24 protein-coding genes are annotated in these 25,418 nt (G+C 71.2%); 8 read left to right on the top strand and 16 right to left on the bottom strand.

Features of this window, described 5'->3' with window-relative positions:
• Position 1: 1 nt before the first annotated feature.
• The 10 genes from ACWD10_RS22125 to ACWD10_RS22080 form a co-directional block, all read right to left on the bottom strand.
• Complete coding sequence (locus tag ACWD10_RS22125) at positions 2-364, bottom strand: hypothetical protein (protein WP_451093514.1); 363 nt, start codon at positions 362-364, stop codon at positions 2-4.
• Positions 361-1,830 (bottom strand): proton-conducting transporter transmembrane domain-containing protein, encoded by a 1,470-nt coding sequence (locus tag ACWD10_RS22120; RefSeq protein WP_451093512.1) that lies wholly within the window; start codon positions 1,828-1,830, stop codon positions 361-363. Before ACWD10_RS22120 ends, ACWD10_RS22125 begins: the two co-directional genes overlap by 4 nt.
• Positions 1,823-3,379 (bottom strand): proton-conducting transporter transmembrane domain-containing protein, encoded by a 1,557-nt coding sequence (locus tag ACWD10_RS22115; RefSeq protein ID WP_451093510.1) that lies wholly within the window; start codon positions 3,377-3,379, stop codon positions 1,823-1,825. Before ACWD10_RS22115 ends, ACWD10_RS22120 begins: the two co-directional genes overlap by 8 nt.
• A complete protein-coding gene (locus tag ACWD10_RS22110) occupies positions 3,376-3,774 on the bottom strand; it encodes a cation:proton antiporter subunit C (RefSeq protein WP_451093508.1) in 399 nt (132 codons plus the stop codon). Before ACWD10_RS22110 ends, ACWD10_RS22115 begins: the two co-directional genes overlap by 4 nt.
• Positions 3,771-4,790, bottom strand: a complete 1,020-nt coding sequence (locus tag ACWD10_RS22105) for a DUF4040 domain-containing protein (RefSeq protein WP_451093506.1) — start codon at positions 4,788-4,790, stop codon at positions 3,771-3,773. Before ACWD10_RS22105 ends, ACWD10_RS22110 begins: the two co-directional genes overlap by 4 nt.
• Positions 4,790-5,104, bottom strand: coding sequence for a monovalent cation/H(+) antiporter subunit G (gene mnhG, locus ACWD10_RS22100; protein WP_451093504.1), 315 nt, complete (start codon positions 5,102-5,104; stop codon positions 4,790-4,792). Before mnhG ends, ACWD10_RS22105 begins: the two co-directional genes overlap by 1 nt.
• Positions 5,101-5,382, bottom strand: a complete 282-nt coding sequence (locus tag ACWD10_RS22095; RefSeq protein ID WP_451093502.1) for a monovalent cation/H+ antiporter complex subunit F — start codon at positions 5,380-5,382, stop codon at positions 5,101-5,103. The genes mnhG and ACWD10_RS22095 overlap by 4 nt, the downstream gene beginning before the upstream one ends.
• Entirely contained in the window at positions 5,379-5,891 is a 513-nt protein-coding gene (locus ACWD10_RS22090; protein WP_451093500.1) for a Na+/H+ antiporter subunit E, read from the bottom strand. The genes ACWD10_RS22095 and ACWD10_RS22090 overlap by 4 nt, the downstream gene beginning before the upstream one ends.
• Positions 5,888-6,352: a CBS domain-containing protein gene (locus ACWD10_RS22085; RefSeq protein WP_451093498.1), complete on the bottom strand. Its 465-nt coding sequence runs from the start codon at positions 6,350-6,352 to the stop codon at positions 5,888-5,890. The genes ACWD10_RS22090 and ACWD10_RS22085 overlap by 4 nt, the downstream gene beginning before the upstream one ends.
• A 152-nt stretch (positions 6,353-6,504) precedes the next feature.
• Positions 6,505-7,617, bottom strand: a complete 1,113-nt coding sequence (locus ACWD10_RS22080; RefSeq protein ID WP_451093496.1) for a pyridoxal-phosphate dependent enzyme — start codon at positions 7,615-7,617, stop codon at positions 6,505-6,507.
• 256 nt (positions 7,618-7,873) lie between these two features.
• On the opposite strand from ACWD10_RS22080, the gene ACWD10_RS22075 reads away from it, so the two are divergent.
• The gene (locus ACWD10_RS22075) at positions 7,874-8,809 is read left to right on the top strand and encodes a DUF4190 domain-containing protein (protein ID WP_451093494.1); all 936 of its coding nucleotides are present in this window, start codon (positions 7,874-7,876) and stop codon (positions 8,807-8,809) included.
• Between the two features lie 296 nt (positions 8,810-9,105).
• A complete protein-coding gene (locus ACWD10_RS22070; RefSeq protein ID WP_451093492.1) occupies positions 9,106-9,855 on the top strand; it encodes a GntR family transcriptional regulator in 750 nt (249 codons plus the stop codon).
• 270 nt (positions 9,856-10,125) lie between these two features.
• Here ACWD10_RS22070 and ACWD10_RS22065 read toward each other — a convergent pair whose 3' ends face one another.
• Complete coding sequence (locus ACWD10_RS22065) at positions 10,126-11,325, bottom strand: RNA-guided endonuclease InsQ/TnpB family protein (RefSeq protein ID WP_451093490.1); 1,200 nt, start codon at positions 11,323-11,325, stop codon at positions 10,126-10,128.
• A 72-nt stretch (positions 11,326-11,397) separates the two neighbouring features.
• Here ACWD10_RS22065 and ACWD10_RS22060 point away from each other — a divergent pair, with 72 nt between their 5' ends.
• From ACWD10_RS22060 to ACWD10_RS22040, 5 genes are all read left to right on the top strand, one after another.
• Entirely contained in the window at positions 11,398-11,592 is a 195-nt protein-coding gene (locus tag ACWD10_RS22060; protein ID WP_451093548.1) for a hypothetical protein, read from the top strand.
• A 222-nt stretch (positions 11,593-11,814) separates the two neighbouring features.
• Positions 11,815-11,997, top strand: coding sequence for an SPOR domain-containing protein (locus tag ACWD10_RS22055; protein ID WP_451093488.1), 183 nt, complete (start codon positions 11,815-11,817; stop codon positions 11,995-11,997).
• Positions 11,998-12,041: 44 nt separating this feature from the next.
• A complete protein-coding gene (locus ACWD10_RS22050; protein ID WP_451093486.1) occupies positions 12,042-12,452 on the top strand; it encodes a (deoxy)nucleoside triphosphate pyrophosphohydrolase in 411 nt (136 codons plus the stop codon).
• A 147-nt stretch (positions 12,453-12,599) separates the two neighbouring features.
• Entirely contained in the window at positions 12,600-13,013 is a 414-nt protein-coding gene (locus ACWD10_RS22045) for an ATP-binding protein (RefSeq protein ID WP_451093544.1), read from the top strand.
• A gap of 802 nt (positions 13,014-13,815) precedes the next feature.
• Positions 13,816-16,380, top strand: coding sequence for a SpoIIE family protein phosphatase (locus tag ACWD10_RS22040; RefSeq protein WP_451093542.1), 2,565 nt, complete (start codon positions 13,816-13,818; stop codon positions 16,378-16,380).
• A gap of 36 nt (positions 16,381-16,416) precedes the next feature.
• Here the strand turns inward: ACWD10_RS22040 and ACWD10_RS22035 are convergent, their stop codons facing one another.
• From ACWD10_RS22035 to ACWD10_RS22015, 5 genes are all read right to left on the bottom strand, one after another.
• The gene (locus ACWD10_RS22035; RefSeq protein ID WP_451093484.1) at positions 16,417-18,429 is read right to left on the bottom strand and encodes a TPM domain-containing protein; all 2,013 of its coding nucleotides are present in this window, start codon (positions 18,427-18,429) and stop codon (positions 16,417-16,419) included.
• A gap of 203 nt (positions 18,430-18,632) precedes the next feature.
• Complete coding sequence (locus ACWD10_RS22030; protein WP_451093482.1) at positions 18,633-19,403, bottom strand: succinate dehydrogenase/fumarate reductase iron-sulfur subunit; 771 nt, start codon at positions 19,401-19,403, stop codon at positions 18,633-18,635.
• Positions 19,400-21,457, bottom strand: a complete 2,058-nt coding sequence (locus ACWD10_RS22025; RefSeq protein WP_451093480.1) for a fumarate reductase/succinate dehydrogenase flavoprotein subunit — start codon at positions 21,455-21,457, stop codon at positions 19,400-19,402. The genes ACWD10_RS22030 and ACWD10_RS22025 overlap by 4 nt, the downstream gene beginning before the upstream one ends.
• A complete protein-coding gene (locus ACWD10_RS22020) occupies positions 21,458-22,282 on the bottom strand; it encodes a hypothetical protein (RefSeq protein WP_451093478.1) in 825 nt (274 codons plus the stop codon).
• 106 nt (positions 22,283-22,388) lie between these two features.
• Complete coding sequence (locus ACWD10_RS22015; protein WP_451093476.1) at positions 22,389-22,685, bottom strand: hypothetical protein; 297 nt, start codon at positions 22,683-22,685, stop codon at positions 22,389-22,391.
• 328 nt (positions 22,686-23,013) lie between these two features.
• Between ACWD10_RS22015 and ACWD10_RS22010 the strand changes: the two genes are divergently transcribed.
• Positions 23,014-25,299, top strand: a complete 2,286-nt coding sequence (locus tag ACWD10_RS22010) for an ABC transporter family substrate-binding protein (RefSeq protein WP_451093474.1) — start codon at positions 23,014-23,016, stop codon at positions 25,297-25,299.
• Positions 25,300-25,418: the final 119 nt, after the last annotated feature.

Here is a 25,418-nt window from a genome sequence, read left to right as displayed (position 1 = left end):
TTCACGGCTGCTCGTCCTGCTTGTCGGGGCTCTGGTCCGGCGGCGCGTGGCCGTCCCGGTCCGGCGGCTCGTCTTCCGGCGGCGCGTGGTCGTCTCGATCCGGCGGCTCGTCTTCCGGCGGCTCGTAGTAGTTCTCGTCGCGCCGGAGCAGTCGGCGCAGGCCCTTGGCCGCGAAGATCAGGAATACGGCGGACACGAAGCCGTAGACCGCGTAGAACCCGAACCAGCGCTCGACGGCGAAGTGCGGGGCCTTGGTGTAGAAGAAGTCGCCGAGCAGAGCAAGGCCGCAGATCGCGGCCAGGCCGTACACGATGCGGGTCACCGTGCGGGGATCGTCCAGCGGGCGGCGGCGGTCGTGTCTCACGGCAACTCCAGGATCCCGGCCAGCGGTTCGAGTACCGCCTGCGCACCGAAGAACAGGGCGACGCAGCCGAGCGCGGTCAGGACCGGCGGCCCGACGAGCACGACCGGGGCCTCACCATGCGTCGGCGGGTCGGCCGCCCGGTCAGCGGACGGCCGCAGGAATCCGCGGACCACGATCGGCACCAGATACGCCACGGCCAGCAGGGAACCGGCGAGCAGCACCATGAGCGGCACCACTTGGTCCGCCTCCGCCGTGCCGAGGAGCATCAGCCACTTGCTCCAGGTGCCGGCCGTCGGCGGCAGCCCGATGATCGAGACCGTCGCCGCCAGGAACGCGCCGAACGTCCACGGCATGGTGCGGCCGAGCCCGTCCAGCTCGCTGACCCGGAGCTTCCCGGCCGTGACGGCGATCGCGCCCGCGCACAGGAACAGGGTGAACTTGCCGACCGCGTGGGTGACCAGATGCAGCGCGGCGCCCGCGGTGGCGGTGGCGTTGGCCACGGTCACGGCGAGGACGATGTACGCGAGTTGGCTGATCGTGGAGTACGCCAGACGGCGCTTGAGGTTGTCCGACCGTACGGCGACCACCCCGGCGGCGATCAGCGTGAACGCCGCCACCCACATCATCGGCCACGCCGCCCCGCTCGCCCGCAGCGTGTCCAGGCCGAACACATACACGGCGACCTTCAGGATCGCGAACACCCCGGCCTTGACCACGGCCACCGCGTGCAGCAGCGCCGACACCGGGGTGGGCGCCACCATCGCCGCGGGCAGCCAACGGTGCACCGGCATCAGCGCCGCCTTGCCGAGGCCGAACAGATAGAGCGCGAAGAGCAGCGTGAGCACCCCGGAACCGGCCTGCCCGGCCAGCAGCCCGCCCGGCCTGAAGTCGGTGCTTCCGGCCAGCGCCCAGGTCCAGACGATCGCGGGGAGCAGCAGCCCGATGGAGGTGGCGAGGAGGATGACGACGTACGAGCGGGCGCCGCGCCGCGCCGGTCCGTCGCCGTGGTGCCCGACCAGGGGCCAGGTCACCAGGGTCATCAGCTCGTACCCGATGAGCAGGGTGATCAGGTTGGCGGCGAGCGCGATCCACATCGCGGACCCGATCGTCACGGCGAAGAAGGCGGCGAACCGGGTCTGGTGGGGGTCCCGCTCGGCGCGCAGATACCCGGCGGTGTAGAGGGCCGTCACCGGCCAGAGCACGGCGGCGACCGAGGCGAACAGCAGGCCGAGCGGCTCGAGTTGGAACGTCAGGGACAGTCCGGGCAGCCATGTCCACAGCTCGAAGCGCAGCCCGCGCCCGGCCACCGGCCACAGCGCGAGCACAAGCCCGGCGAGCGCGAGCCCGCCGACCACCGAGGCGGTGTCCCGTACGACCGGCCGGTGCCGCAGCAGCAGTACGGCGCCGCAGACGAGCAGGGGCAGCGCCACCACGACGGGAAGGACGGACGCGGACACCTCACCCACCCCCGTTTCCTGCGTTTCCGAGCAGCGCCTCGGCGGCGGCATCGGCGAGGTGGGCGGGGAGCGTCGGGTCGATCCCGAAATAGAGCGAGAGGAGGACGAGGAACCAGATCGCCGCGACCATCGATGCCGGAGGCCGTCCCGCCGCCCCCGCCCCCGCCTCAGCCCCAGCCCCGGTCCTGGCCTCCTGTGGCTCGCGAGGCGCGCGTGGTTCCCGTGGCTCCCGCGGCTCGCGGAACCACGCGACCTCCACGATCCGCCCCACGTACACCACCGCGATCAGCGAACTCGCCAGCATCGCCGCGAGCACGAGCCACTGCCCCCGCTCGACCATCGCCGCCACCAGCGCCCACTTGCTGACGAACCCCGCCGACGGCGGCACCCCGATCAGGCCGAGTCCGGCCACCACGAAGGCGGCGAAGGTCCACGGCATGCGGCGGCCGAGCCCGGCGAGGGCGGACAGCCGGACCGAGCCGAGCCGCAGGAGCAGCAGCCCGGCCGTCGCGAACAGCGCCGCCTTGGTCACCGCGTGCGTGATCATGTGCAGATACGCGGCAGAGACCCCGGTCGACGTGGCCAGACAGACCCCGGCCACGATGAAGCCGATCTGCGCCACGCTCGACCAGGCGAGCACATACCGCAGATCGTTCTGGAAACACGCGGCCGCCGAGCCCACCATCATCCCCAGGACGGCAAGGAGCAGCCCGATCCGGTCCAGGGGCATCGCCCCGAACACCAGCGAAGCCCCGAATACGGTGAACGCGAACCGGCAGAACACATAGATCGCGACCTTGGTGCCCACGGCGGCGACGAACGTGTTCACGGCGGACGGCGCCTCCCCGTACGCCGCCGGAAGCCAGGCGTGCAGCGGGAAGACGGCCATCTTGACCGCGAGTCCGACGAACACGAGGACCACCGCGGCCTGCACCGCCCGGTTGCCATGACTGCCCGTCAGTCGCTCTGTCAGATCGGCCATATTGAGGGTGCCGGTGACCGCGTACGCCAATCCGATGCCGAGGAGCAGGAACAGCGCCCCGACGCTGCCGAGCACCAAATAGCGGAAGGAGGCCAGGAGCGCGCGCCGCCGACGTCCCATGGCGATCAGGGCGTACATCGACAGGGAGCTGATCTCGAGGAACACGAACGCGTTGAACGCGTCCCCGGTGACCGTCAGGCCGAGCAGCCCGGCCAGGGCGAGGCACAGGCACGCGTACAGGAACAGGGCGCGCCGGTCGTCGAGTTCGGTCGCGACACTGCCCGCGCTGTAGACCGCGACGACCACCGCGGTCAGCGAAACGAGCAGCAGGATCGGGGTATTGAAGCCGCTCACCACGAACTCGATGCCGTACGGCGCGGGCCAGCCGCCCACCGCGTACCGCAGCGTCGCGCCGCGTCCGGCCACATGGTCGGCGAGCGCGATGCCGCAGCCCAGCGAGAACAGGGCGGCGGCCAGGAACAGGAGCCGGGCCACCAGCCGGGACCGCACAAGCACGCACAGCGGGGAGCAGGCAAGGGCCACCGCCACCTGGAGCACCGGCAGCTGCCCCGTCACGACCCGTCACCCTCGCGGTCGCCGGAGTCGTGTGCGCGTGCCCGGTCGTCGACGGACTCGTGTCCGTGTACCTCGTCCTCCTCCACGGTGCCGTATGTCTCGAAGACCCGGACGGCCAGGGCGAGTCCGACGGCGAGGGTGGCGACGCCGACCACGATGGCGGTGAGGATGAGGACCTGCGGCAGTGGGTGCGAGTAGCGCTCGATGCCGTCGGAGATGGTCGGCGCGCTGCCGCCGTCCTGCTTGCCGAGGCCGATGTAGAAGAGGAAGACCCCGACCTGGAACAGGGTGAGACCGATCAGCTTCTTCACCAGGTTGCCGTGGCTGATGACGACGTAGAGCCCGATCAGGACGAGCGCGAAGCAGGCCCAGTAGAGGTAGTGGGAAGCGATCACCGCGGCTCCTCCCGACGCACCGGCGACGAGATGCCGCGGCCCGCGAAGCCGAAGAAGATCGTCGTCATGACCGCCGCGACGGTGATGCCGATGGCCGTCTCGACCACCAGGATCCCGAGCCGCTGCCCGGCCTCGGGGTGGCCCGGGGCGAGCAGGTCGTAGTCCAGGAACGCCCCGCCGAGCAGCACGGTGGTCACGCCGAGCCCGACGTAGACGAGCAGCCCGAGCGAGAAGAGCAGCCACAGCGCGGCGCGCGGCACCACCTGCTGTGCGCGGTCGAGCCCGAACACCAGGCCGTACAGGACGAATCCGGCCGCGAAGATCACCCCGGCCTGGAAGCCGCCGCCGGGCCCGTACTCGCCGTGGAAGAGCACATAGAGCGCGAACAGCAGGATGAGCGGCATGAGCGCGCCGCTGACGACGCGGATGACGCGGTAGTCGGCGGCGAGCTGGAACTCCAGGGTCGGCCGGGTCTGTTCGGGCCGGGGGAGGGGGCCGAGCAGCGACAGTACGGCGAGACCAGCGGTGAAGATGACGACGAGCTCGCCCAGGGTGTCGAGCCCCCGATAGCTCGCGAGGACGGCGGTGACGGTGTTGGGGATGCCGATGTCCTCCTGGGACCGGTGCAGATACATGTCCGTGACGGGGTGGCGCTGTACGGGGCTGTCCGTGGCGCCGAACTCGGGCAGGTCGAGCCCGGCGTAGCCGAGCGTGGCGCCGACCAGGACGACGGCGACCGCTCCGGGCAGGCGTCGGCGGCGCGGGGTGACGGCCTCGCGTGACCGGGTCAGGGCGAGCATGCCGAGGAGCAGCACGGTGCTGATGCCGACGCCGACGGCGGCCTCGGTGAACGCCACGTCCACGGCGTCGAGGAGCACGAAGAGGCTCGCGGTGACCAGGCTGAACAGCGCCGTCAGCATGGTCGCCTCGTACAGGGCGCGCAGCCGCGTCACGGTGACGGCGGTCGCCGTGAGGATGGCGAGCAGGCTGACGTTGATGAGGGTGAAGGGCGTCATCAGCGGCGAGGGTCACCCTCCTGCCAGATGTGCACGCCGTCCCGTCGCGCGGCATGCGCCAGGACATGCGTCGCGGTCGGGCTGGTCAGCGTCAGGAACAGCAGAATGATCAGCAGGCGGACCGCGGTGCCCCAGGCGGGGGACCGCAGCAGCAGGCCGAGCAGGATCAGCCCGGCCCCGGCGGACTCGGTGACGCCGACGGCGTGGATACGGGAGAAGAAGTCCGGGAAGCGCAGCAGGCCCACCCCGCCGGAGAGCAGGGCCAGACCACCGGCGGTCAGGAGTACGCCGCTCACCACCTCGACGACGCTCATGAGGGCCCGCCTCCCTCCGGGCCGCCCACCAGCTCCTGATAGTGGGTCAGGCGCAGTACGGCGATGGTCGCGAGAAAGTTGACCAGGGCGTAGAGGATCGCGATGTCCAGGAACTGGGGGCGGCCGAAGAGGAATCCGGCGATCGCGATGAACAGCACGGTCTTGGTGCCGAAGGTGTTGACGGCGAGGATGCGGTTGTAGCGGTCGGGCCCCACGAACGCGCGAAGCAGCACGAGCACCATGGTCACGAGGAGTGCCGCCATGACGGCGAGGATCATCGTCGCGCCCCCTCCGTCCGCCGCACCTGGCTCAACATGGCGCCGCCGCGGAGCTCCTCGACCCCGGCCCGCTCCAGGCTGTGCACCTCGATCCGGTCCTCACCGACGTCGAGGGAGAGCGTGCCCGGAGTCAGCGTGATCGAGTTCGCGTAGAGGACGAGGGACCGCTCACGCAGGCCGGACGCGGGGGTCGGCAGCACCACGGGACGCAGCGCGAGCCGCGGCGACCACACCGTCCGCGTCACGGCGAGGCCCGCGCCGAGCACGCGCCCGCTCAGCCACAGCAGATACCGCGGCAGCCGCAGCACGAACCCGGGCGTCACGCCGTACCGGTCGAGCCCGGCCCGCAGCGTCAGGCCGGAGACCACGGCGACCGAGAGCACGCCGAGGGCAAGCGGCAGCGGCTCGAAGTGCCCGGAGAGGAGCAGCCAGAACACGGCGGGCAGCAGCGCCGTACGAAGGACGCGCCGAGCGGTCCGGCGGCGTGGGCGGCGCCCACCCTCGGTCATGAGGAGGTGTCCGCCACCGCGGCGGCGAGCAGCCCGAGCAGGCGGTTGGCCGTGACGATGCCGAGTATGCCGCCCCCGTCGCGCTCGATCAGGGCGAACGGGGAGTGCCTCCGGCCCATGATCGCGCCGAGCTCGACGACCGTGGCGTCGGCCCGGACGTGCGGGATCGGCTCCGTGACCCGTTCCAGTACGTCGCGGACGCGCTTGCCGACCAGCTCCGCCGCGATCCGGTCGGCGTGGCTCTCGTCGATCACCTGGGCCAGGCAGGGGCCGTCGAAGAAGTACTCCGGGAGCACCACGTGCAGCAGGTTGATCGACGACATGCAGCCCACCACATGGCCTCGCTCGTCGGCGACGACTAGGCCGGGCAGGCCGTGTTGGACCACCATCCGGACGGCGGACAGTACGTCGTCGTCCGGGAGCGCGGTCGGCAAGGTCTCGACGACATCGCCAGCATGCATGAGTGTCTCCTGCCCTCGAAACGCCAGGCCCGCGGCGCTGGGGCGGCCAACCCGCCTGTCTCGATTGTCCGGCAATACGGTGGTTTGTTCAGGGTGCGACGCGGACAATCACGAGCCGTAGCTGTTGCCTACGGTGCGGATACGGCTAGGGGCTAGGTCCCCGGCGTCGCCATCCCCGTCTTCGCGCCCGCCCCGCACAGCGGCACCACCGCACTGCGCCGCCCGAGCGCGCCCTCCCGTACCGCCGCCCAGCAGGCCACCCCCGTCGGCTCGACGTACAGGCCGCGCCGCGCGAGGTCCCGTTGGGCGGACCGGAGCGCGGGCTCCGGGACCGTCAGGAAGCCGCCGCCGAACTCCCGTACCGCCGCGAGGATTTGCCGTGCCCGGGGTGGCCGGGGGATGGCGATGCCCTCGGCGTGCGTGGGCCGCACCGGCTGCGGCGCGAGCAGTTCGGGCGCGCCCGCGGACCAGGCCGCCGCGAGCGGCGCGACCGCGGCGGCCTGCACCGCGTAGAGCGCGGGAAGGCGGTCGACCAGGCCCGCGGTGTGCAGCTCGCGCAGGGCCAGGGCGGCGCCGAGCAGCAGGGTGCCGTTGCCCGCGGGGACCACGAGCGCGTCCGGCAGACGGCCGCCCAGGTCCTCCCAGATCTCGTGCACGTACGTCTTGGTGCCGTGCAGGAAGTACGGGTTGTGGACGTGGGAGGCGTAGAACGTGCCCGGCGTGTCCGCCACCGCGCGCGCCCTGCGCGCCGTGGCCTCGCGGCCCCCGTCGACCCGCTCGACCCGTGCCCCGTGCGCCCGGATCTGCTCGGTCTTCTTCGCGGACGTGGCGGCGGGCACGTACACGACGCAGTCGAGCCCCGCGCGGGCGCAGTACGCGGCGACGGCCGTGCCCGCGTTGCCGCTGCTGTCGGCGATGACACGCTCCGGGGCGAGGCGCAGGGCGAGTTCGGCGAGCAGGACGGCGCCGCGGTCCTTGAAGGAGAGCGTCGGCATCAGAAAGTCCAGCTTGGCCGAGATCCGCCCGTCGAGCTCGACCAGCGGGGTACGACCCTCGCCCAGGCTGACCGAGGTCCGGGGGAGCGGCAGCGATTCGGCGTACCGCCAGAGCGAGTTGACGCGTCCGGTGAGCGACTTGAGCGGCGTGGGCGTGGGGTGGAAGTCGAGGTCCAGCGGGCCTCGGCAGGCGGAGCAGCACCAGGCGAGGGACGCGGCACGGACTCGGGTGCCGTCGACGGGGCAGACGTAGTCGGGCAGAGCGGTCATGTGGGCAGAGTAGGCAAAATGAGCCCCTCCGGCGTTTGAGGAGCGGGGGTCCGGGGGCGCTGCATCCATCAGCGGCTAACGTCGCGGGCCCCGAAGCCGCTGCTGAACCACGCGGCGTTAGCCGCATATCGACACAGCCGGGAAGGGGCGGGTCTGGGGACAACTCCCGTTACGGCAGGGCCCCCCGGTGCGTGCGGGGGCACCGGCGTACGATTCGCGCAACTGTTTGACCGAATCGATCAGGAGCGCCGTACTCGTGGCCATACCTCCGCCTCCGCAGGGCCAGCAGCCGCCGCCTTACGGCCAGGGCGGTGCGCAGCCGCCGTACGGCATGCCGGGACCCGCGCCGTACGGCCCCCAGGGTCCGTACCACCCGTACGGGCCCGGCCCTTACGCGCCGCCGCCTCCGGTCAACGGGCTCGCCATCACCTCGCTCGTGCTCGGCCTCCTCTGCGGCCTGCTTGCGCCACTCGGCCTGATCTTCGGCCTCGTCTCGCTGTCCCAGATCAAGAAGCGGGGCGAGCGCGGCAAGGGCATGGCGATCGCCGGTGTGGTGCTCTCCTCGATCGGTGTCGTCTTCCTCGTCCTGGCCTTCACGCTCGGCTGGGCGGCGAGCTTCTGGGCCGGGTTCACGAGCGCGGCCGAGGACTCGCGGCGCAACACCCCGTTCACGCTCGACGCGGGCGACTGCTTCAACTCCCCGACCGGCAAGCTGGAGGGCGAGACGACGGACGTGGACATCGTGCCCTGCACCGAGGAGCACGACGGCGAGGCGTACGGGTCCTTCCGGCTGACCGGCGGCGACAGCGCCTACCCGGGCGAGAGCGCCATCGCGGCGCGCGCCAACGCCACGTGCGCGCGGTTCGCCAAGGAGTACATCGGCGATGTCTCGGCGCTGCCCGACAGCGTCTACGACTACTTCTTCTACCCGACGCGGCAGAGCTGGCGGCTCGGCGACCGCGAGGTGACCTGCCTCGTCGGCGACGAGAACGGCGGGACCCTTACGGGGTCGGTGCGGGACACCGGGCGCGGGGGCGACGGCTCTTCCGGCGGTTCTTCGGGTTCCTCCGGCGGTTCTTCCGGCGGTGCCTCTGGTGGTTCCTCCGGCGGCACTTCAGGTTCCTCCGGTGGGGCGACCAGTGGTGGCTCCGGTGACCTCGACGGCGGACCCGGCGCCGGTCGCCAGGTCTGACCTGCCGCAGCCACCCGTACGGCCAACTCCCGCACCCCGCACGGACCGTGACGCAGCGTGACACCCGGCCCTGCCACGCGTACACACTCGGTAACGACATGTCCGGCGATAGCGGGCCCAAGCCGTTTCCTCATCCGGCTCCTGGGCAAAATTCAACTGCCTAGCCGCGAAAGGCCCCCTGGGCAAGCTCCTGACGTCAAATGGCATCACTTCGAGTGATTCATTGGCCTTAGGTTGCGGCTCACAACCCACGGTTGCCAGTCTGTTGCTGTCTGTCAACCTGATGGGAGTGGCCAGTGACAATCGGTGAGCAGCCGGCGTATCTGCGGGTCGCGGACGACCTCCGGAAGCAGATTGTCGAGGGGGCGCTGCCGCCGCACACCCGGCTCCCCTCGCAGGCCCGGATCCGCCAGGAGTACGGCGTCTCGGACACCGTCGCCCTGGAGGCCCGCAAGGTCCTCATGGCCGAGGGCCTGGTCGAGGGCCGTTCCGGCTCGGGTACGTATGTACGCGAGCGCCCCGTGCCGCGCCGCGTCTCCCGCGCCGCGTACCGCGCGACCGGGTCGACCCCGTTCCGCCAGGAGCAGGCCGAGAGCTCCGCGCGGGGCACCTGGGAATCGCGCAGCGAGCAGGCCACGGCCACCGCGGAGGTGGCTGAGCGGCTCGACATCAAGCCCGGCGACCGCGTGATGTGTACGTCGTACGTCTTCAGGGACGCGGGCGAGACGGTGATGCTCTCCACCTCCTGGGAGCCCCTGGCCGTCACGGGCCGCACCCCGGTGATGCTCCCCGAGGAGGGCCCGCTCGGCGGCTGCGGCGTGGTGGAGCGGATGGCGGCGATCGACGTGATCGTGGACAACGTCGCGGAGGAGGTCGGCGCCCGCCCCGGCCTCGCCGAGGAACTCCAGGAACTCGGCGGCGTACCGGGGCACGTGGTCCTGGTCATCTCGCGTACGTACTACGCGTCAGGCCGCCCGGTGGAGACGGCCGACGTCGTCGTACCCGCCGACCGCTACCGGATCGCATACCACCTGCCGGTCAAGTGACCGGGAAAACACGGCAGTTGGCCGCGTCCTGGCACGACTGGCTGATCGATAGCCGAACAGCACGTCCGTGCCGCAGTGATCGCGAGTCAACCCGCTCCGACTCCTTTCCCCGCCAAGCGCAGCTGCGCCGAGCCCGCGCCTGGCGAGGAGCGCGGCGCGTTCCCGTCGCGCACCGGCACGTCGACCGGGTGTTCGTGCACCCTCCTCGGCCTCGCCATCGCGTTGACGCCGATAGCGATGAACATGTTCGCAGCCGTCAACGACCCGGCCCTAGAGGGCTGGGCTTGCGGTCAGGGACGCCACTGGTTGTGACGGTACTGCCGCATGAGGGCGGTTGACTGCGCCCCAAACGTTCTCAGCGGCCTGACGTATGTTGCGGGCCGCGTTCCAGTCGGCGTGCGCAACGACGCCGCACGACCGGCAGATGAAGGTTTCCTGGTTGGGTCGGTTGGCCTTCTCGGTGTGCCCGCACCACGAGCAGCGTCGGCTCGTGTAGGCGGGGTCCACGAACACGACCGGCACACCGGCTCGCTTCGCCTTGTAGGCGATGAATTCGATGAGCTGGCCGAAGGCCCAGGAGTGGAGCGTGACCCGTTGGGGCTTGCGGAGCCGTACCCGTGCACGGATTCCGGTCAGTTCTTCCAGACCGATCCCGCGTCCGGTGCGTTCAGCCTCGGCCACGATCTCCTTGGCAATCTTGTGGTTGACGTGCGCGGCGTGCCGTGCCTCCCGCTTTGCGCGCCGTTTGAGTTTCCGCTTGGCGCTCTTGGTACCGCGTGCCTGGAGTTCGGCGCGGATGCGGAGCTGGTGGCGCCGGTACCTATTCAGCTTCTGCCCGGCGAACGGTGCTGCGTCGTCCGAAGTCGTGGCGATGTTCTCGATTCCGAGATCCACGCCGATGAAACCCTCGGGTTGCTGGTTGAGCGGGACTTCGGGGATCTCGCACGTGGCGAGTAGGAACCACGTACCGTCGCGCCATACGAGATCGCTCTCGCCCTTGCGGTACTGCGCGAGGGTCTTGAGGTGGTCCGGGTGACCGGTGTATCGCACGCCCTTGAGTCGTCCGTCGGTGGTCCAGATCGAGACAGTCCGCTGGTCGTATTGCCAGGACAGGCACCGGTCGTCGAAGGGCTGCGCAGCGTCGTTGCGGAAGGCGACTGGCCTCGCAGTGATCCGCGCATGCCTGTGAGAGCCGGGCTTGCCATAGTTCCCGGCCCTGAGGTTGGCCTTGAGGGTCGTGTAGGCGTCGCAAGCCTTCTTGATGACGTGCTGGGCGGCCTGGGCCCCCAGCCCCCGCGTTTTCAGTCCGGCGTACGTGTGCTTGCGCAGTTCGTACTCACGCGGCACACCGTGTTCGAACGCGACAGTGGCCACCCATGAGGCCGCCTCGTTGCAGACGCGCAGCGTCGCCTCAAGTGCCTCCATTTGAACGGGCGTCGGGAGCAACTTCACTTGCACGACCAGCTTCACAGTCGCGACTGTAGCCAGTCTGTGTGCCCCTCGCATTCGAACACGGAGAATCCCTCCCGGCCGCTGCCGGATGTGTGGCACGCGGCACCGGGTGCTGCCACGACGCTGCGCGAACGAGCGCCCGACATCGCCGACTGCCCGGTCCAGGCGGGCCCCATCTGCTCCCTGTGCTGCTCCCTCGACGCGGAGTGCGGCGACGTCTGCCGCAAGTCGCCCGCCGCCGAGCCGGTCCTGATGCCGCTGCCCACGGTGCGGACGGCAGACTGAGCAGGCTCGCCGGACTTACGGGCCTGGGCCCCGGGGCGCATCCACGTGGTGCGCCCCCGGGGTGCTGGTCTGAACATGGCCGATTGCGTACCTCTTTGTGTAAATCCATATCCGCTCAGTAAAGGTCGGGCGTAGGCTCGGGCATATGCGGATTGCGGTTTCGTCAGAGAGCGCGCCGGGGGGCCGGCTGTGCCGGATGCCGGTGGCGCGGGGAGGAGCGCGATGAACGAGGACAGTACGACGCTCCCCTGGCTGGTCATACGCCAGGACGACAACGGCAATCGCTATCGCGTCGGCAGATACGCCACCAGGGACGAGGCCCAGCGGATCGCGGACAGCCTCGACGACCGCGGGCACAAACAGCTGTACTGGGTCGAGCACCTCGACAAGCAGCGCAGCCACTGACGGCGGGCCGGGAGCAGGCGCGGGCTCGCATAGGCTCTGGGCGCATGACGGAACGCACCCTCGTCGTGGGCGCAGCCCTGTGCGCCGCCGGGCGCCTGCTCGCCGCCCGCCGCAGCGCGCCCCCGGAACACGCGGGCCGCTGGGAGCTGCCCGGCGGCAAGGTCGAACCCGGCGAACTCCCCGAAGAAGCCCTCGTACGCGAACTGCGCGAGGAACTCGGCGTGACCGTCGAACCCCTGGAGCGGATCCCGGGGGAGTGGCCGCTCGGCGGCACCGGCTATGTCCTCCAGGTCTGGACGGCGAAACTGCGCTCCGGCGACGTAAGTGACGTACGACCGCTCGAAGATCACGACGCGCTGCGCTGGCTCGCGCCCGACGAGGTGTGGGACGTGGACTGGCTCGAAGCGGACCGGCCCGCGGTGGCGGAAGCGGCGCATCGGCTCACGGAGACATGAGGGGCGGGACGTCCGGGGCCGAGTCCTACGCCTTTCGTGCCACCGTGCGCCCGTGTATGCGGTAGCCACTCCTGGATATCGGGTATGTGCTGATTAACCCCACCAAACCGGACAAGCCCCCAAGGGTCTGGATCCGGGTCTTTGGAAGTGATCGGCGTGCTCGACACCGAAGGCGGCAGCGCCTGGTGGACCTTCCCGGCCGACCCCGGCGCCGTCCGCACCGCCCGGGCCCGGGTCCGGGCGCAGCTCGGTGACTGGGGGCTCGAGGAGGTCGGGGACGTGACCGCACTCCTGGTCAGCGAGTTGGTGACCAATTCCCTGCGATATGCCTCCGGGCCCATCGGTGTGCGCCTCGTGCGCCCCGGCACGCCCTCGGGCCCGCTACGGGTGGAAGTTTCGGATCCGCTTCCGGATCCGCCCCGGGAACGCACCGCCGCCCCCGATGATGAAGGCGGCCGCGGCCTGCAGTTGGTGGCCTGTTCTGCCCGTCGATGGGGTACTCGACAAGGCAGGACGGGCAAGACCGTGTGGTTCGAGCTCTCCCTTCCCGAGGACAGCTGAGGGAGGGGCGGATCGCGCGGCTCCGACGGCGCGGCCGAAATGTGTCGTTACCGGCGGGTGATGTGAACGCAGTGTTTCTTGCGGCCGTAGTGCTGGATACTGCGGGCTGTGGCCCGTCCGGCGGATGGGTCGGCTTGGCTGGACGGCGCCTTGTGCGCCGGTGAGAGGTGGTCTGGCGGGTGCAGCGGCAGGGCGGAGAGCGGGCGCGTACGGGGGGCGGACCGGTGCGGGACGCCGGGCCTCGCCGGGGTGCGCGCCGGGGGCGGGCGCTCGCTGACGCTGCCGCCGTTCCGCTTCCGGCGGGGTGTGCTGGCCGGTTTCATGCCGTCCGACAGGGCCCGGGGGCCGGTGCGGTGGCGGTGAGCTGGAGGGGACGGTCGCAGTGAGCGAGATACCAGCCGGGGCGCAGGGGCCCGAGCGCGGGCCGACGGTCCTGAGGGCCGACGGCGAGCGGACCGGCGGCGAGCGGGTCCACGCCGAGCGGGCCGGTGGTGAGCGGAACGACGCCGAGCGGGCCGGTGGTGAGGCCGCGGCCGCGGCCGCGGGGCCCGGTGGCGAGCCTGTGGTCCGGGGTTCCGAGGGCGCACCTGCGGTTCGGAGTTCCGAGGGCGCACCTGCGGTTCCGGGGCCCGAGGGCGCACCCACTGCCCGGGAAGCGGAGGACGCACCCACTGCCGGGGAGGCGGAGGGCCAATCCGCGGCTCAGGAGGCGGAGAGAACGCCCACGGGCCGAGGCTCGCAGGGCGCGTCCGGAGCGCGGGGTGCCGAGGTCGTGCCCGGGGTGCCGTCGCAGGACAACATCATGTGGCAGGCCAGCCCGCCCGGCTCGATCTACGACTACATCAAGGTCGCCTCGTTCTCCCTCGGCCCGGACGGCGTGATCGACCAGTGGTCGCTCCGAGCGGAGCAGCTCTTCGGTGTGCCCGCGGCCGAGGCGGTCGGCAAGGACCCGATCGAGGCGTTCGTCCCCGAGAGCCTGCGGGACCTGGGCCACCGCAAGGTCGCCGAGATCCTCGACGGCAAGGAGTGGACGGGCGTCGTCCCGTTCCGGATGGCGTCGGACGGCTCCCTCGACGGCGTCGCCGAGATCTATGTGATGCCGACCGGGACCGAGCGTGGCGAGTGCGGCGCGGTCTGCATCGTCGTGGACGTCCGCGCCCTGCGCCGGATCGAGACCGACCTCGCCGCGTCCCAGGCCATTTTCGGTCAATCCCCCTTCGGCTTCCTGCTGTTCGGTACGGATCTGCGGGTGCTGCGCGCCAACCGCCGTTTCGCCTCCGTATTCGGCGGCGCGGTCGACGAGCACCGCGGCCGCACCGTGCGCGACTATCTGCCCCGGCACGAGGCCGACCGGATGTCCGCCGCCCTGCAACACGTCCTGGAGACCGGCGAGGCCGTCACCGACATGCAGATCGTCGGCCCCGCACCGGGATCGACCGAGCGCCGTCACTGGTCCATCAACCTTTACCGGGTGCACAGCGGCAGCGGCCGCCCCATCGGCGTCGCCGGGCTCGGCACCGACGTCACCCGGCGGCACGCCGCCGCCCGCGAGGCCGCCCACGCCCGCCGCAACCTCGCCCTGCTCAACGAAGCGGGCGCCCGTATCGGCAACTCCCTCGACCTGGAGACCACCGCCCGCGAACTCCTCGACGTCACCGTCCCCGTCTTCTGTGACCTCGCCTCCGTCGACCTCTACCAGGGCCTGCTCGACGGCGACGAGAGCGCGACGCCATCGGGTGCGCGGGCCAGCCTCGCCGACGGCAGCGCCGAACTGCGCCGGGTCGCCTTCGCGAGCGCCGTCTCGGACGCGCCACTCGATGAGGACGCCGTGCAGGTCGGCTCCGTGCACCGCTACCCCTTCAACTCGCCCTGTGCGGACGCCCTGCGCACCGCCCGCCCGGTCGACATCCCCGGGGACGCGACGGAGTCGAAGAGCGCAACCGGCACGGCGGGCACGGCGGGCCTCGTGCAGTCCACGCTCGCGGTGCCGATGGTCGCCCACGACATCGTCGTCGGCCTCGCCCGGTTCTCCCGTACGAAGGGCAGCGAACCGTTCGGCGAACGCGACCGCGCCCTCGCCGTGGAGCTCGCCGCCCGCGCCGCGGTCTGCATCGACAACGCCCGCCTCTACCGCCGCGAGCACGAACGCGCCCTGATCCTGCAGCGCTCCCTGCTCCCGCCCGGCGACCCGGAGGCCTCCGGACTCGACATCGCCTGCCGCTATCTGCCCGGCAACGCGGCCACCGAGGTGGGCGGCGACTGGTTCGACGTCATCGAACTCCCCGGCCACCGCACCGCCCTGGTCGTCGGCGACGTCATGGGCCGCGGCCTGCGCGCCGCCGTCGCCATGGGTGAACTCCGTACCGCCGTACGCACGTTGGCGCTCCTCGACCTCGAACCGGCGGAAGTGCTCTCCGCCCTGGACGAGATCGCCCGCGGCCTCGGCGCCCCCGGCAACACCTCGGGATCCCTGCGCCCGCAGCAGTCCCCGCAGTCCACCCGCCGCTCCCTCCAGGGCCGTTCCCTCGGGGACACCGACCCCACCGAGGTCTACCTCGCCACCTGTGTGTACGCCGTGTACGACCCGGTCACCCGGCGCTGCACCTTCGCCAACGCGGGCCATCTGCCGCCCGTCCTGGTCGAGCCCGGCGAAGGGGCCCTGATGCTCGACGTACCGCCGGGCATGCCGCTCGGCGTCGGCGGCGAACCCTTCGAAGAGGTCGAGGTCGAACTCGCCGAGGGCGCCCTGCTCGCCCTCTACACCGACGGTCTCGTGGAGTCCCGCGACCACCCGCTCGACGAGGGCCTCAGCGCGCTGCGCCGCGCCATAACGGAACAGAAGCGTCCGCTCGAGGACGTCTGCGACCACGTCCTCGGCGCCCTCGACACCCACCACGGCGAGGACGACATCGCCCTCCTGATGGCCCGCGTGCAGGGCCTGCCCGCCGAGTCCGTCGGCGACTGGGCGCTGCCCCGCGAGCCCCGCTCGGTCGGCCGCGCCCGCGAGCTGGCCCGCGCCCAGCTGGCGTCCTGGGACCTCGAAGCGCTCGTCGACACCACGGAGTTGCTGGTCAGCGAGCTGGTCACGAACGCGCTGCGGTACGGCGAGGGCGAGATACGGCTCCGCCTGCTGCTCGACCGCACCTTGGTCTGCGAGGTCTGGGACGCCGGCCTGGTCCAGCCCCGCCGCCGCCGCGCCCGCGCCACGGACGAAGGCGGCCGAGGGCTCCAGCTGGTCGGCCTGCTGAGCGCCTCCTGGGGCTCCCGCAGAACGCCCCGCGGCAAGACGGTCTGGTTCGAACTCCCGCTGCCCGACGGGACGTCACCGCAGGAGCCCTCCGTGGAGACGCTGCTGAGTATGTTCTAGGGGGCGTCCTACGGGGGTCTGGGGGCGCGCTCGTCCTCAAGCGCCGGACGGGCTGATGGTGGTCCCCCCTCCGCCGAACCGCGCGGTCCGTCCACCCTCAAGCAGGATCCCGCCGATCACCGCCCCGCCCGCGGCCCTCTCGTCGCCCTCCGCACCGCCGTACGGCCCGCCCCGCGCCGCCACGTCCCGCCCCGCGAGCTCCCGTGCCTCGCGGGCCAGGGCGTCCGCGCGCCGGGCCTCCGCGAGCGCGGTGACCGCGTCCCGGTCCGCCACGGCGTCCGAGCGGGCCAGCTGCCGCTGGGCCTGAGTGAGCCGGGTCCGGGCCGGGCAGGCGACGGCGCCACGATGTGTCGTGAGGTAGTCCGACGCCGTCCCGATGCTGCTGCGCGCGGCGAGCAGGGCCTGGTCGAGCAGGGCCCGGGAGCGTTGCGCCGCGTCCTTCCGCTCGCCCCGCCCCGCCCCGGACAGTGCCTCGGCGAGCGCGGCGTCCGCCTCCTCGACCCGGCGCAGTGCGTCCATCGGGTCGTACCGTGCGGCGCCCATGGCCTCCACTTCGTCGCTTACGTCGCCGAGCACCCGCTCCGCGATGACGAGCCGCCTCTCCACCTCGGCCGTCGAGGTGTCCTCGGGGGCGTCCTGGAGCAGCGCGCGGGCCTCCGTCACGTGGCCTTCCGTTTCGGTGCGCGCGCTGGGCAGCTTTCCGGCGGCCTCGGCGAGCTCCTGGGCCAGCCGGTCCACCGCGTCGACGAGCATCACCGCCTGGCCGACGGCGGCCTCCGCGGCCCGGACCTGGACCGCCGCCGTGGCGTTGTCCCCGGCCTCGACCGCCTGCCGGGCCCGGTCGATCCGGTCCGCGGCGAACACCAGGCGTTCCTTGGCCTCCTCGGCGTGCCCGGCCACGGGCGCCGACGCGGAGTCCGCGTACCGCCCGGCGAGCGCCGTCAGGGTCGCCTCGGCGGTGCCGGTGCGCCCGGCGGCGTCGCGGAACGCGGCCTCGGCGTGGTTCAGGGCCTCAGGCGCGAGCTTCTCCAGGTCCCGGCGAGCGTCGAAGTCCTGGGCCGCCAGGTCCAGGCGGTGGTTGGCCTCCGTACTCCGCGAAATGATCTCGTCGAGCATCCGCCGCACCGCGGCATCGTCCTCCGGTGCGCCGTCGTCGAGCTGCTGCCGCAGCCGGAACGCGGCCCGCAGCTCCTCCTCGGCGTACGCCACCGCGTCGCCGAAAGGCCGGACCGCCGCCGCGCCGAGCTGGGCGGCGGCGAAGCCGAGTTCCTCGGTGCTGGTGCGGACCGCGTCGTCCGCCTCGACGAGTAGGCGCGCGGCCCGCTCGTGGAGCTCGGAAAGCGGCCGCGGCGGCGGGCCCGGCACCACTCGCCCACCGTGCGGCGTGGTGCGGGTGGCGACGCGGTGCTTGCGCCGGGTGGCCGCGTACACGGCCAGGGCAGCGGCGCCGCCGACGGCCACGATCGGCAGCACGAGATCCCCCGTGGCGGAGCGGGCCTCGCCGGGGGCGACGGGACCCGGCTTGACCGACGGCTTCGGCACCGGCTTTCCGGCGAGCACCGCCCGGTAGCCGTCGGCGGCGCCGATCGCGGCCCCGGCCCAGTCGTCCTTGCGCAGCGGCGGCAGGATCGCGGTCTTGGACACGCCCTGGAGCTGCGCCTGGGTCAGCGGCGACTCGCGGTGGGCCGACCAGGCGTACTCGCGGTCCTGCGTGGCGACGGCGAGCAGCACGTCGTCCCGGTCGAGCCCGTTGCGCCGCGCGGTGTCGTACGCCCAGTCCGTGGCGTCCCAGCCGGAGAAATTACGTACGTACGCGATGAAGAGCCGCACGCCGCGCTGGTCGTGGAGCCGGTCGAGGGCGCGCTCGACGGCCTGTTGCCGGTCTCCGAGCGCCCCGGCCCGGTCGGTGATCTGTCCCGTCCGGGCGAGGGGGATGGGCTCATCGGCCAGGGCGCGGGTGCCTGCGGCGGGCATCGGCAGCAGGACCAGTGCGAGGCAGACGAAAACGCCCCGGACGGCTGTGCGAGGCAGTGGACGGGAAGACGTCACGTTTGTGAGCGTATGTCCGCGGGGTGCGGGGCGCGACCGGGTGATTTGTCCCCAGCCCCGCCCCTTCCCGTAACTGGGGGCTCTGCCCCCAGACCCCCTTTCGCCCCAGGGGGGTACCTCCCTGCTCGAACGAAGCTGAGAGCTTGGGGGAGGGGCTCGTCCTCAAACGCCGGACGGGCTGGATTTTCCGGACGGGCCGGTAGTCACGCCCGTCGCCGCGCGATCTTGTTCCCCAGCCACACCAGCGGGTCGTACTTCCGGTCGACGGCCCGTTCCTTCAGGGGGATCAAGGCGTTGTCCGTGATCTTGATGCCTTCGGGGCAGACCTCCGTACAGCACTTCGTGATGTTGCAGTAGCCGAGGCCGTGCTCCTCCTGGGCCGTCGCCTTGCGGTCGAGGCCCGTCTCGTCCGCCGCGTCCAGGGGGTGCATGTCCAGCTCGGCGACGCGCATCAGGAACCGCGGTCCGGCGAAGGCCTCCTTGTTCTCCTCGTGGTCGCGGACCGCGTGGCAGGTGTCCTGGCACAGGAAGCACTCGATGCACTTACGGAACTCCTGCGACCGGTCCACGTCCTCCTGCCGCATCCGGTACTCACCGGGACCGAGCCCGGGCGGCGGCACGAAGGACGGCACCTCCCGGGCCTTGGTGTAGTTGAAGCCGACGTCCGTGACCAGGTCCCGTACCACCGGGAAGGCCCGCAGCGGCGTCACCGTGATCGTCTCGTCCCGCGAGAACACCGACATCCGCGTCATGCACATAAGCCGCGGCCGCCCGTTGATCTCCGCCGAGCACGAACCGCACTTGCCCGCCTTGCAGTTCCAGCGGACCGCCAGGTCGGGGGCCTGGGTGGCCTGGAGGCGGTGGATGATGTCGAGCACCACCTCACCGTCGTTGACCTCGACCTTGAAGTCCTCCAGGTCACCGCCGCCGGTGTCGCCGCGCCAGACCCGGAAGGCCGCCGTGTACGAACTCATTCGTAAAGCTCCTCTTCGGCGAGGTACTTGACCAGCTCTTCTTTCTCGAAGAGGGCGAGCAGGTCCGGTCGGATGGGCTCGGTCTCGCGGCGTTCGAGCCGGATCTGACCGCGTACCGGATCGGTCGCGGCGAGCCCGCCGGTCGGGTCGGCGAGCCGACAGAGCAGGTTGATCCGGCGCCAGTCGCGGTCCATGCCGGGGAAGTCCTCCCGGGTGTGGCCGCCGCGGCTCTCCTGCCGCTCCAGGGCGGCGCGCGCGATGCACTCGCTGACCAGGAGCATGTTCCGCAGGTCGAGCGCCAGGTGCCAGCCCGGGTTGAACTGGCGGTGCCCCTCGACCCCGGCCCGCCGCGCCCGCACCCGCAGGTCGGCGAGCTTCTCCAGGGCCCGGCCCATCTCGTGCTCCCGCCGGATGATGCCGACCAGGTCGTTCATGGTCTGCTGGAGCTCCTGGTGGAGCGTGTACGGATTCTCCGGCGGCCTGGCCTCGTCGTCCTTGTCGTCCTTGTCGTCCGTCTTCGCGGACCGGCCCTCGGCCTTGAGCGACCGGCTCTCGGCGGCCTGTGCTGCCTCCGGTGTCTCCGCCGAGAACGGCCGCAGTGCCTCCGCCGCCGCCGCGTCGATCTGCTCCTCGGCCACCACCGGGCGTACGTCCGGACCGGCCAGCCCCTTGGCGTACTGCGCGGCGTGCAGCCCGGCCCGGCGCCCGAAGACGAGCAGGTCCGAGAGCGAGTTGCCGCCGAGCCGGTTGGAGCCGTGCATACCGCCCGCGACCTCACCGGACGCGAAGAGCCCCGGCACCCCGCGTGCGGCCGCGGTGTCCGAGTCGACCGCGATGCCGCCCATCACGTAGTGGCAGGTCGGCCCGACCTCCATCGCCTCGGCCGTGATGTCGACGTCGGCCAGCTCCTTGAACTGGTGGTACATGGACGGCAGCCGACGCCGGATGACATCGGCGGGCATCCGGGTCGACACGTCGAGGAACACCCCGCCGTGCGGTGAGCCGCGGCCCGCCTTCACCTCGGCGTTGATGGCCCTCGCCACCTCGTCGCGCGGCAGCAGCTCGGGCGGGCGCCGGTTGCGGTCGGGGTCGTCGTACCAGCGGTCGCCCTCCTCCTCCGTCTCCGCGTACTTCTCCTTGAAGACGTCGGGGATGTAGTCGAACATGAACCGCTTGCCCTCGGAGTTCCGCAGGACCCCGCCGTCCCCGCGCACCGACTCGGTGACCAGGATGCCCTTCACCGACGGCGGCCAGACCATGCCCGTCGGGTGGAACTGCACGAACTCCATGTTCAGCAGTGGCGCCCCGGCGAGCAGCGCGAGCGCGTGCCCGTCCCCGGTGTACTCCCACGAGTTCGACGTCACCTTGAAGGACTTGCCGATACCGCCGGTGGCGATCACCACGGAGGGCGCCTCGATGACGAAGAACCGGCCGGACTCGCGCTCGTAGCAGAAGACCCCGGAGACCCGGCCCGCGGCGGAGCCGCTAATGGATGCTGTCTCCTCGGGACTGTCTTCCTTCAGGACGCGCGTCACGGTGCACTCCTGGAAGACCTTCAGCCGGGCCTCGTAGTCCCCGAATTCACGCTTGTCCTCCTGCTGCAGCGAGACGATCTTCTGCTGGAGGGTGCGGATGAGTTCGAGGCCGGTACGGTCGCCGACGTGGGCGAGCCGCGGGTACTCGTGCCCGCCGAAGTTGCGCTGCGAGATCTTGCCGTCCCCGGTGCGGTCGAAGAGCGCGCCCCAGGTCTCCAGCTCCCAGACCCGGTCCGGGGCCTCCTGCGCGTGCAGCTCCGCCATCCGCCACTGGTTGAGGAACTTGCCGCCGCGCATGGTGTCGCGGAAGTGCACCTGCCAGTTGTCGCCGTCGTTGACGTTGCCCATCGCCGCCGCGATGCCGCCCTCGGCCATCACCGTATGGGCCTTGCCGAACAGCGACTTGCAGATCACGGCGGTACGTGCGCCCTGCTCACGCGCCTCGATGGCGGCTCTCAGACCGGCGCCGCCCGCGCCCACGACGACGACATCCCACTGCTGCCGCTCCACTTGAGACATTCAGAACAACCTCGGATCGTCGAAGGCGCCGGATGCGACGAGATACACGTAGAAGTCAGCGAGCGCGACGCTGATCAAGGAAGCCCAGGCGAGCAGCATGTGACGGGCGTTGAGCCGCCCCACGAACTGCCACATCCGGTACCGCACCGGATGCTTCGAGAAGTGCTTGAGCTTGCCGCCCACGATGTGCCGGCAGGAGTGGCAGGACAGGGTGTACGCCCAGATCAGCCCGATGTTGACCAGGAACACCAGGGTGCCGAGGCCCATGTGGCCCCACTCGTAGTGCTCGTCGCGGAAGGTGAGCACGGTGTCGTACGTCAGGATGCCCGCCACCGGAACCGCCGCGTAGAAGAAGTAGCGGTGGATGTTCTGGAGGATCAGCGGGAACCGCGTCTCACCGGTGTACTTGGCGTGCGGCTCGGCCACCGCGCAGGCGGGCGGCGACGCCCAGAAGCCGCGGTAGTAGGCCTTCCGGTAGTAGTAGCAGGTCAGCCGGAAGCCGAGCGGGAAGATCAGGATGAGCAGCGCGGGCGAGAGCCCCCACCAGGAGCCGAAGATCTCCCAGTTGGGCCCGCCCTTCATCGGGACGCAGTTCTCCGCGAGACAGGGCGAGTAGAACGGCGAGACATAGGGCGCCGCGTAGTAGTCGGCGTTCGCGAAGGCCCGCCAGGTCGAGTAGACGATGAAGGCGAACAGCCCGGCGGCGGTGGCCGCGGGCGCCAGCCACCAGCGGTCGGTACGCAGATGAGGGGCGGCGATCGCGGCACGTGAAGCGTCGCGCACGCCGCCCGCGGTATTGAGGTCGGGTTCGGTGCCAGTGGCCAAGGAGGCCTCCAGGGGCGGTAGCTCTTGGGGGGTGGGTCCGGCCCGGGCACCGGGTGTGCCCGGCCGGGTGCGAGCTTGCGGCGATCGGCGTGCGATCAGCGTGCGATCAGGGCGCGTGGCGGTCGCGGGCGCCAAGGCCCTCGTCGTCGACGTCGGTCCACTTCGAGCTGTCGTACGGCTTGTCCGGGACCGGGATCATCTCGCGACGCTCCGCGTGCCGTGCCGCGGTCGAGTTCTCACAGTTCTGGCGCAGCAGCGTGATGCTGGCGCGCAGATGATCGGTGTCCGAGCGGACCCGGCGGATGTCCGGGCCCTCGCCGACGCTCTGCTCGAGCCGACCGACGGCGCGGGCGAGATCGTCGAGAGAGCGCTGAACAGCCGTCAAATCTTCTTGCAGGGACATGACTTGCCCTCACTTCTGCGGGTGCGGTGGCAATGCTCATGCACTGGGGGCCGGGCCCTGCGCCCAGCGCCTGCGAGTGTTGCGCGTCACATCCCGGTTGGGAAGGGGACTGCGCGGGATTCAACGCTTCAGTGCATTTCCGGGACTCGTGTTTACCCCGGAAACCCGCTCTTCTCCTGGAGCACAGGCCCCGCCAAATGGGTGGCCTTGGCGCAATGCCACGCCGTGTCGCCAACGAGGCGCGCCCTTGGTCACCTTCAGTGGGGCAAATAGGTGTGATCAGCTCCATATTACTCCGGCATACCCGCCAGACGTGAGGTGACCAGGCATGGCCAGAGCCCAAGCAGCCGGTGTCAGAAGGCGTCCTGCCCTGCGCGCGGCCGCGTGTCTCATCGCGGGTGTCCTCACGGTGCCCGCGCTGGCCGGCTGCGGTTCGGGCGAGGAGGCCGGCGCACCGCTGGCGCCCCAGGACATCGCGCCCGCGGCCCGCGACCTGGTGGCCCATGGCGGCAAGGTGACCTGGGCGATGGACGCGCTGCCCGAGACCTTCAACTCCTTCCAGGCGGACGCCGATGCGGCCACCACCCGGGTCGCGGGCGCCGTGCTGCCGTCGATGTACACGCTCGACGCCAAGGGCCATGCCGTACGCAACCCGGACTTTCTGGAGAAGGCCGAGGTCATCGAGCGCGAGCCGAAGCAGGTCGTGCTCTACCAGCTGAACCAGAAGGCCGTCTGGAGCGACGGCCGGGAGATCAGCGCCGCCGACTTCGCCGCCCAGTGGCGCGCCCTGTCCGGAAAGGACAGCGCCTACTGGACCGCGCGCAACGCGGGCTACGACCGGATCGAGAAGGTCGAGCGGGGCAAGAGCGACCTGGAGGTGCGGGTCACCTTCGCCAAGCCGTACGCGGACTGGCGCTCGCTGTTCTCGCCGCTGTACCCGAAGGAGGTCATGGGTACGCCCGACACCTTCAACGACGGGGCGCGCGACAAGCTCAAGAAGACCGCAGGCCCGTTCGCCATCGAGAAGGTGGAGAAGAAGAAGGGCCGGATCACGCTGGCCCGCAACGATCGCTGGTGGGGTCGGCCCGCGAAGCTCGACAAGCTGGTGCTCCAGGCGGTGCCGCGCAAGAAGCGGATCGCCGCGCTCGCCGAGGGCAAGATCGACCTCGCCGAGATCGGCCCGTCCGAGGCCAAGCGGATCGAGCTCGCCCGCCGGGACAAGGGCGCCAAGGGCCCGCTCGCCCATGGCCCCGGCGCCGACCTCACCCCGGCCGAGGCGCTCCGCTCCTGGGCGCGGGCCAACACCGGCGACGAGGAAAAGGACGCGACCGCGCAGAAGGCGCGCGAGAAGCAGCAGAAAGCGATCAAGAAGTACGCCAAGGAGCAGCGTGCCCTGCGCGGCTTCCGGGTCCGCAAGTCCCTCGAACCGGCGTACACGCAGCTGGCTCTGAACGGCGCCGACGGCCCGCTCGCCGATGAGCGGGTGCGCCGCGCCGTGGCCCGCGCCATCGACCGCGCCGCGCTCGCCGAGACCGTACTCAAGCCGCTCGGCCTGCCCGCGCAGCCGGTCGGCAGCCACCTGGCGCTGGCCGGGCAGAAGGCGTACAAGGACAACAGTGGCGCCCTCGGGAGGCAGGATGCCGACGAGGCGCAGGCGCTGCTCGCCGACGCGGGCTGGGTCCGGGGCGGCCCGATCGAGAAGGACGGCAAGAAGGAGAAGGCGGCGGAGAAGGCCGCGGAGAAGGACGGGGAGAAGGGCGGGGACCAGAAGAAGGACGGCGAGGAGAAGACGGCGAAGAAGGAGGAGAGCTCGGGTACGTACATCGTCGGCAAGGACGGCGAGAACGGCGAGAACGCAGACGGCAAGCCCGGCGACGCCGACCAGCACCCGGCCAAGGACTCGACCCAGGGGCATGCCAAGGACCAGGCCAAGGACCGGACCAAGGACCAGGCCAAGGAGCCCGTGGAGAAGAACGGTGTCCACGGCGCGTACGCCCCCAAGGGCACCGCGGCGCCGAAGCCCGCCGCCGGACCGTACGCCAAGAAGGGCAAGGCGCTGTCCCTGCGCTTCGTGCTCCCGACCGGGCCCGGCTCGGAGCAGCTGCGCACCGTGGGCGAGAAGATCTCCCGGATGCTGGAGAAGATCGGCATCCGTACCGAGATCACCAAGGTCCCCGAGGACAGCTACTTCCGGGACCACATCGCCTCCGGCCAGTACGACCTGGCCCTCTACTCCTGGCCCGCCACCGCCTTCCCGGCCACCGACGGCCGCCCGATCTTCGCCAAGCCGCAGCCCGCGGCCGACGGCTCGCTGACCGTGGAGCAGAACTACACGCGGGTCGGCACCGACCACATCGACCAGCTCTTCGAGCAGGCGGCCGCCGAGCTGGACGAGGAGAAGGCCCGTGACCTGGTCCGCAAGGCGGATGCCCGGATCTGGGCGGTGGCCGGTTCGATTCCGCTCTTCCAGCGGCCGCAGCTGATCGCCGCCCGATCCAACCTGGTCAATGTGGGTGCGTACGGGTTCGAGACGCCGCACTACCAGGACATCGGCTTCCGTAAGCCTCAGCGCGGTCAGCAGAAGGAGTCGGAGAACGCCCGGAAGAAGTCCTGAAGAAGTCCTAGGCAGAAGGAAAAACCCCAGGTCAGACGCCGCGGTACCGCCCCGAGGAGGCGGGATCGCGGCGTCAACGTAGGATGGGGTGAGGCCGTGGCGTGTTCTGCCCGGCAGGG

This window comes from Streptomyces sp. NPDC002851 (assembly GCF_053591935.1).
Note: the sequence above shows the minus strand (reverse complement) of the source record. Positions and strands in the feature narration are given on the sequence as shown.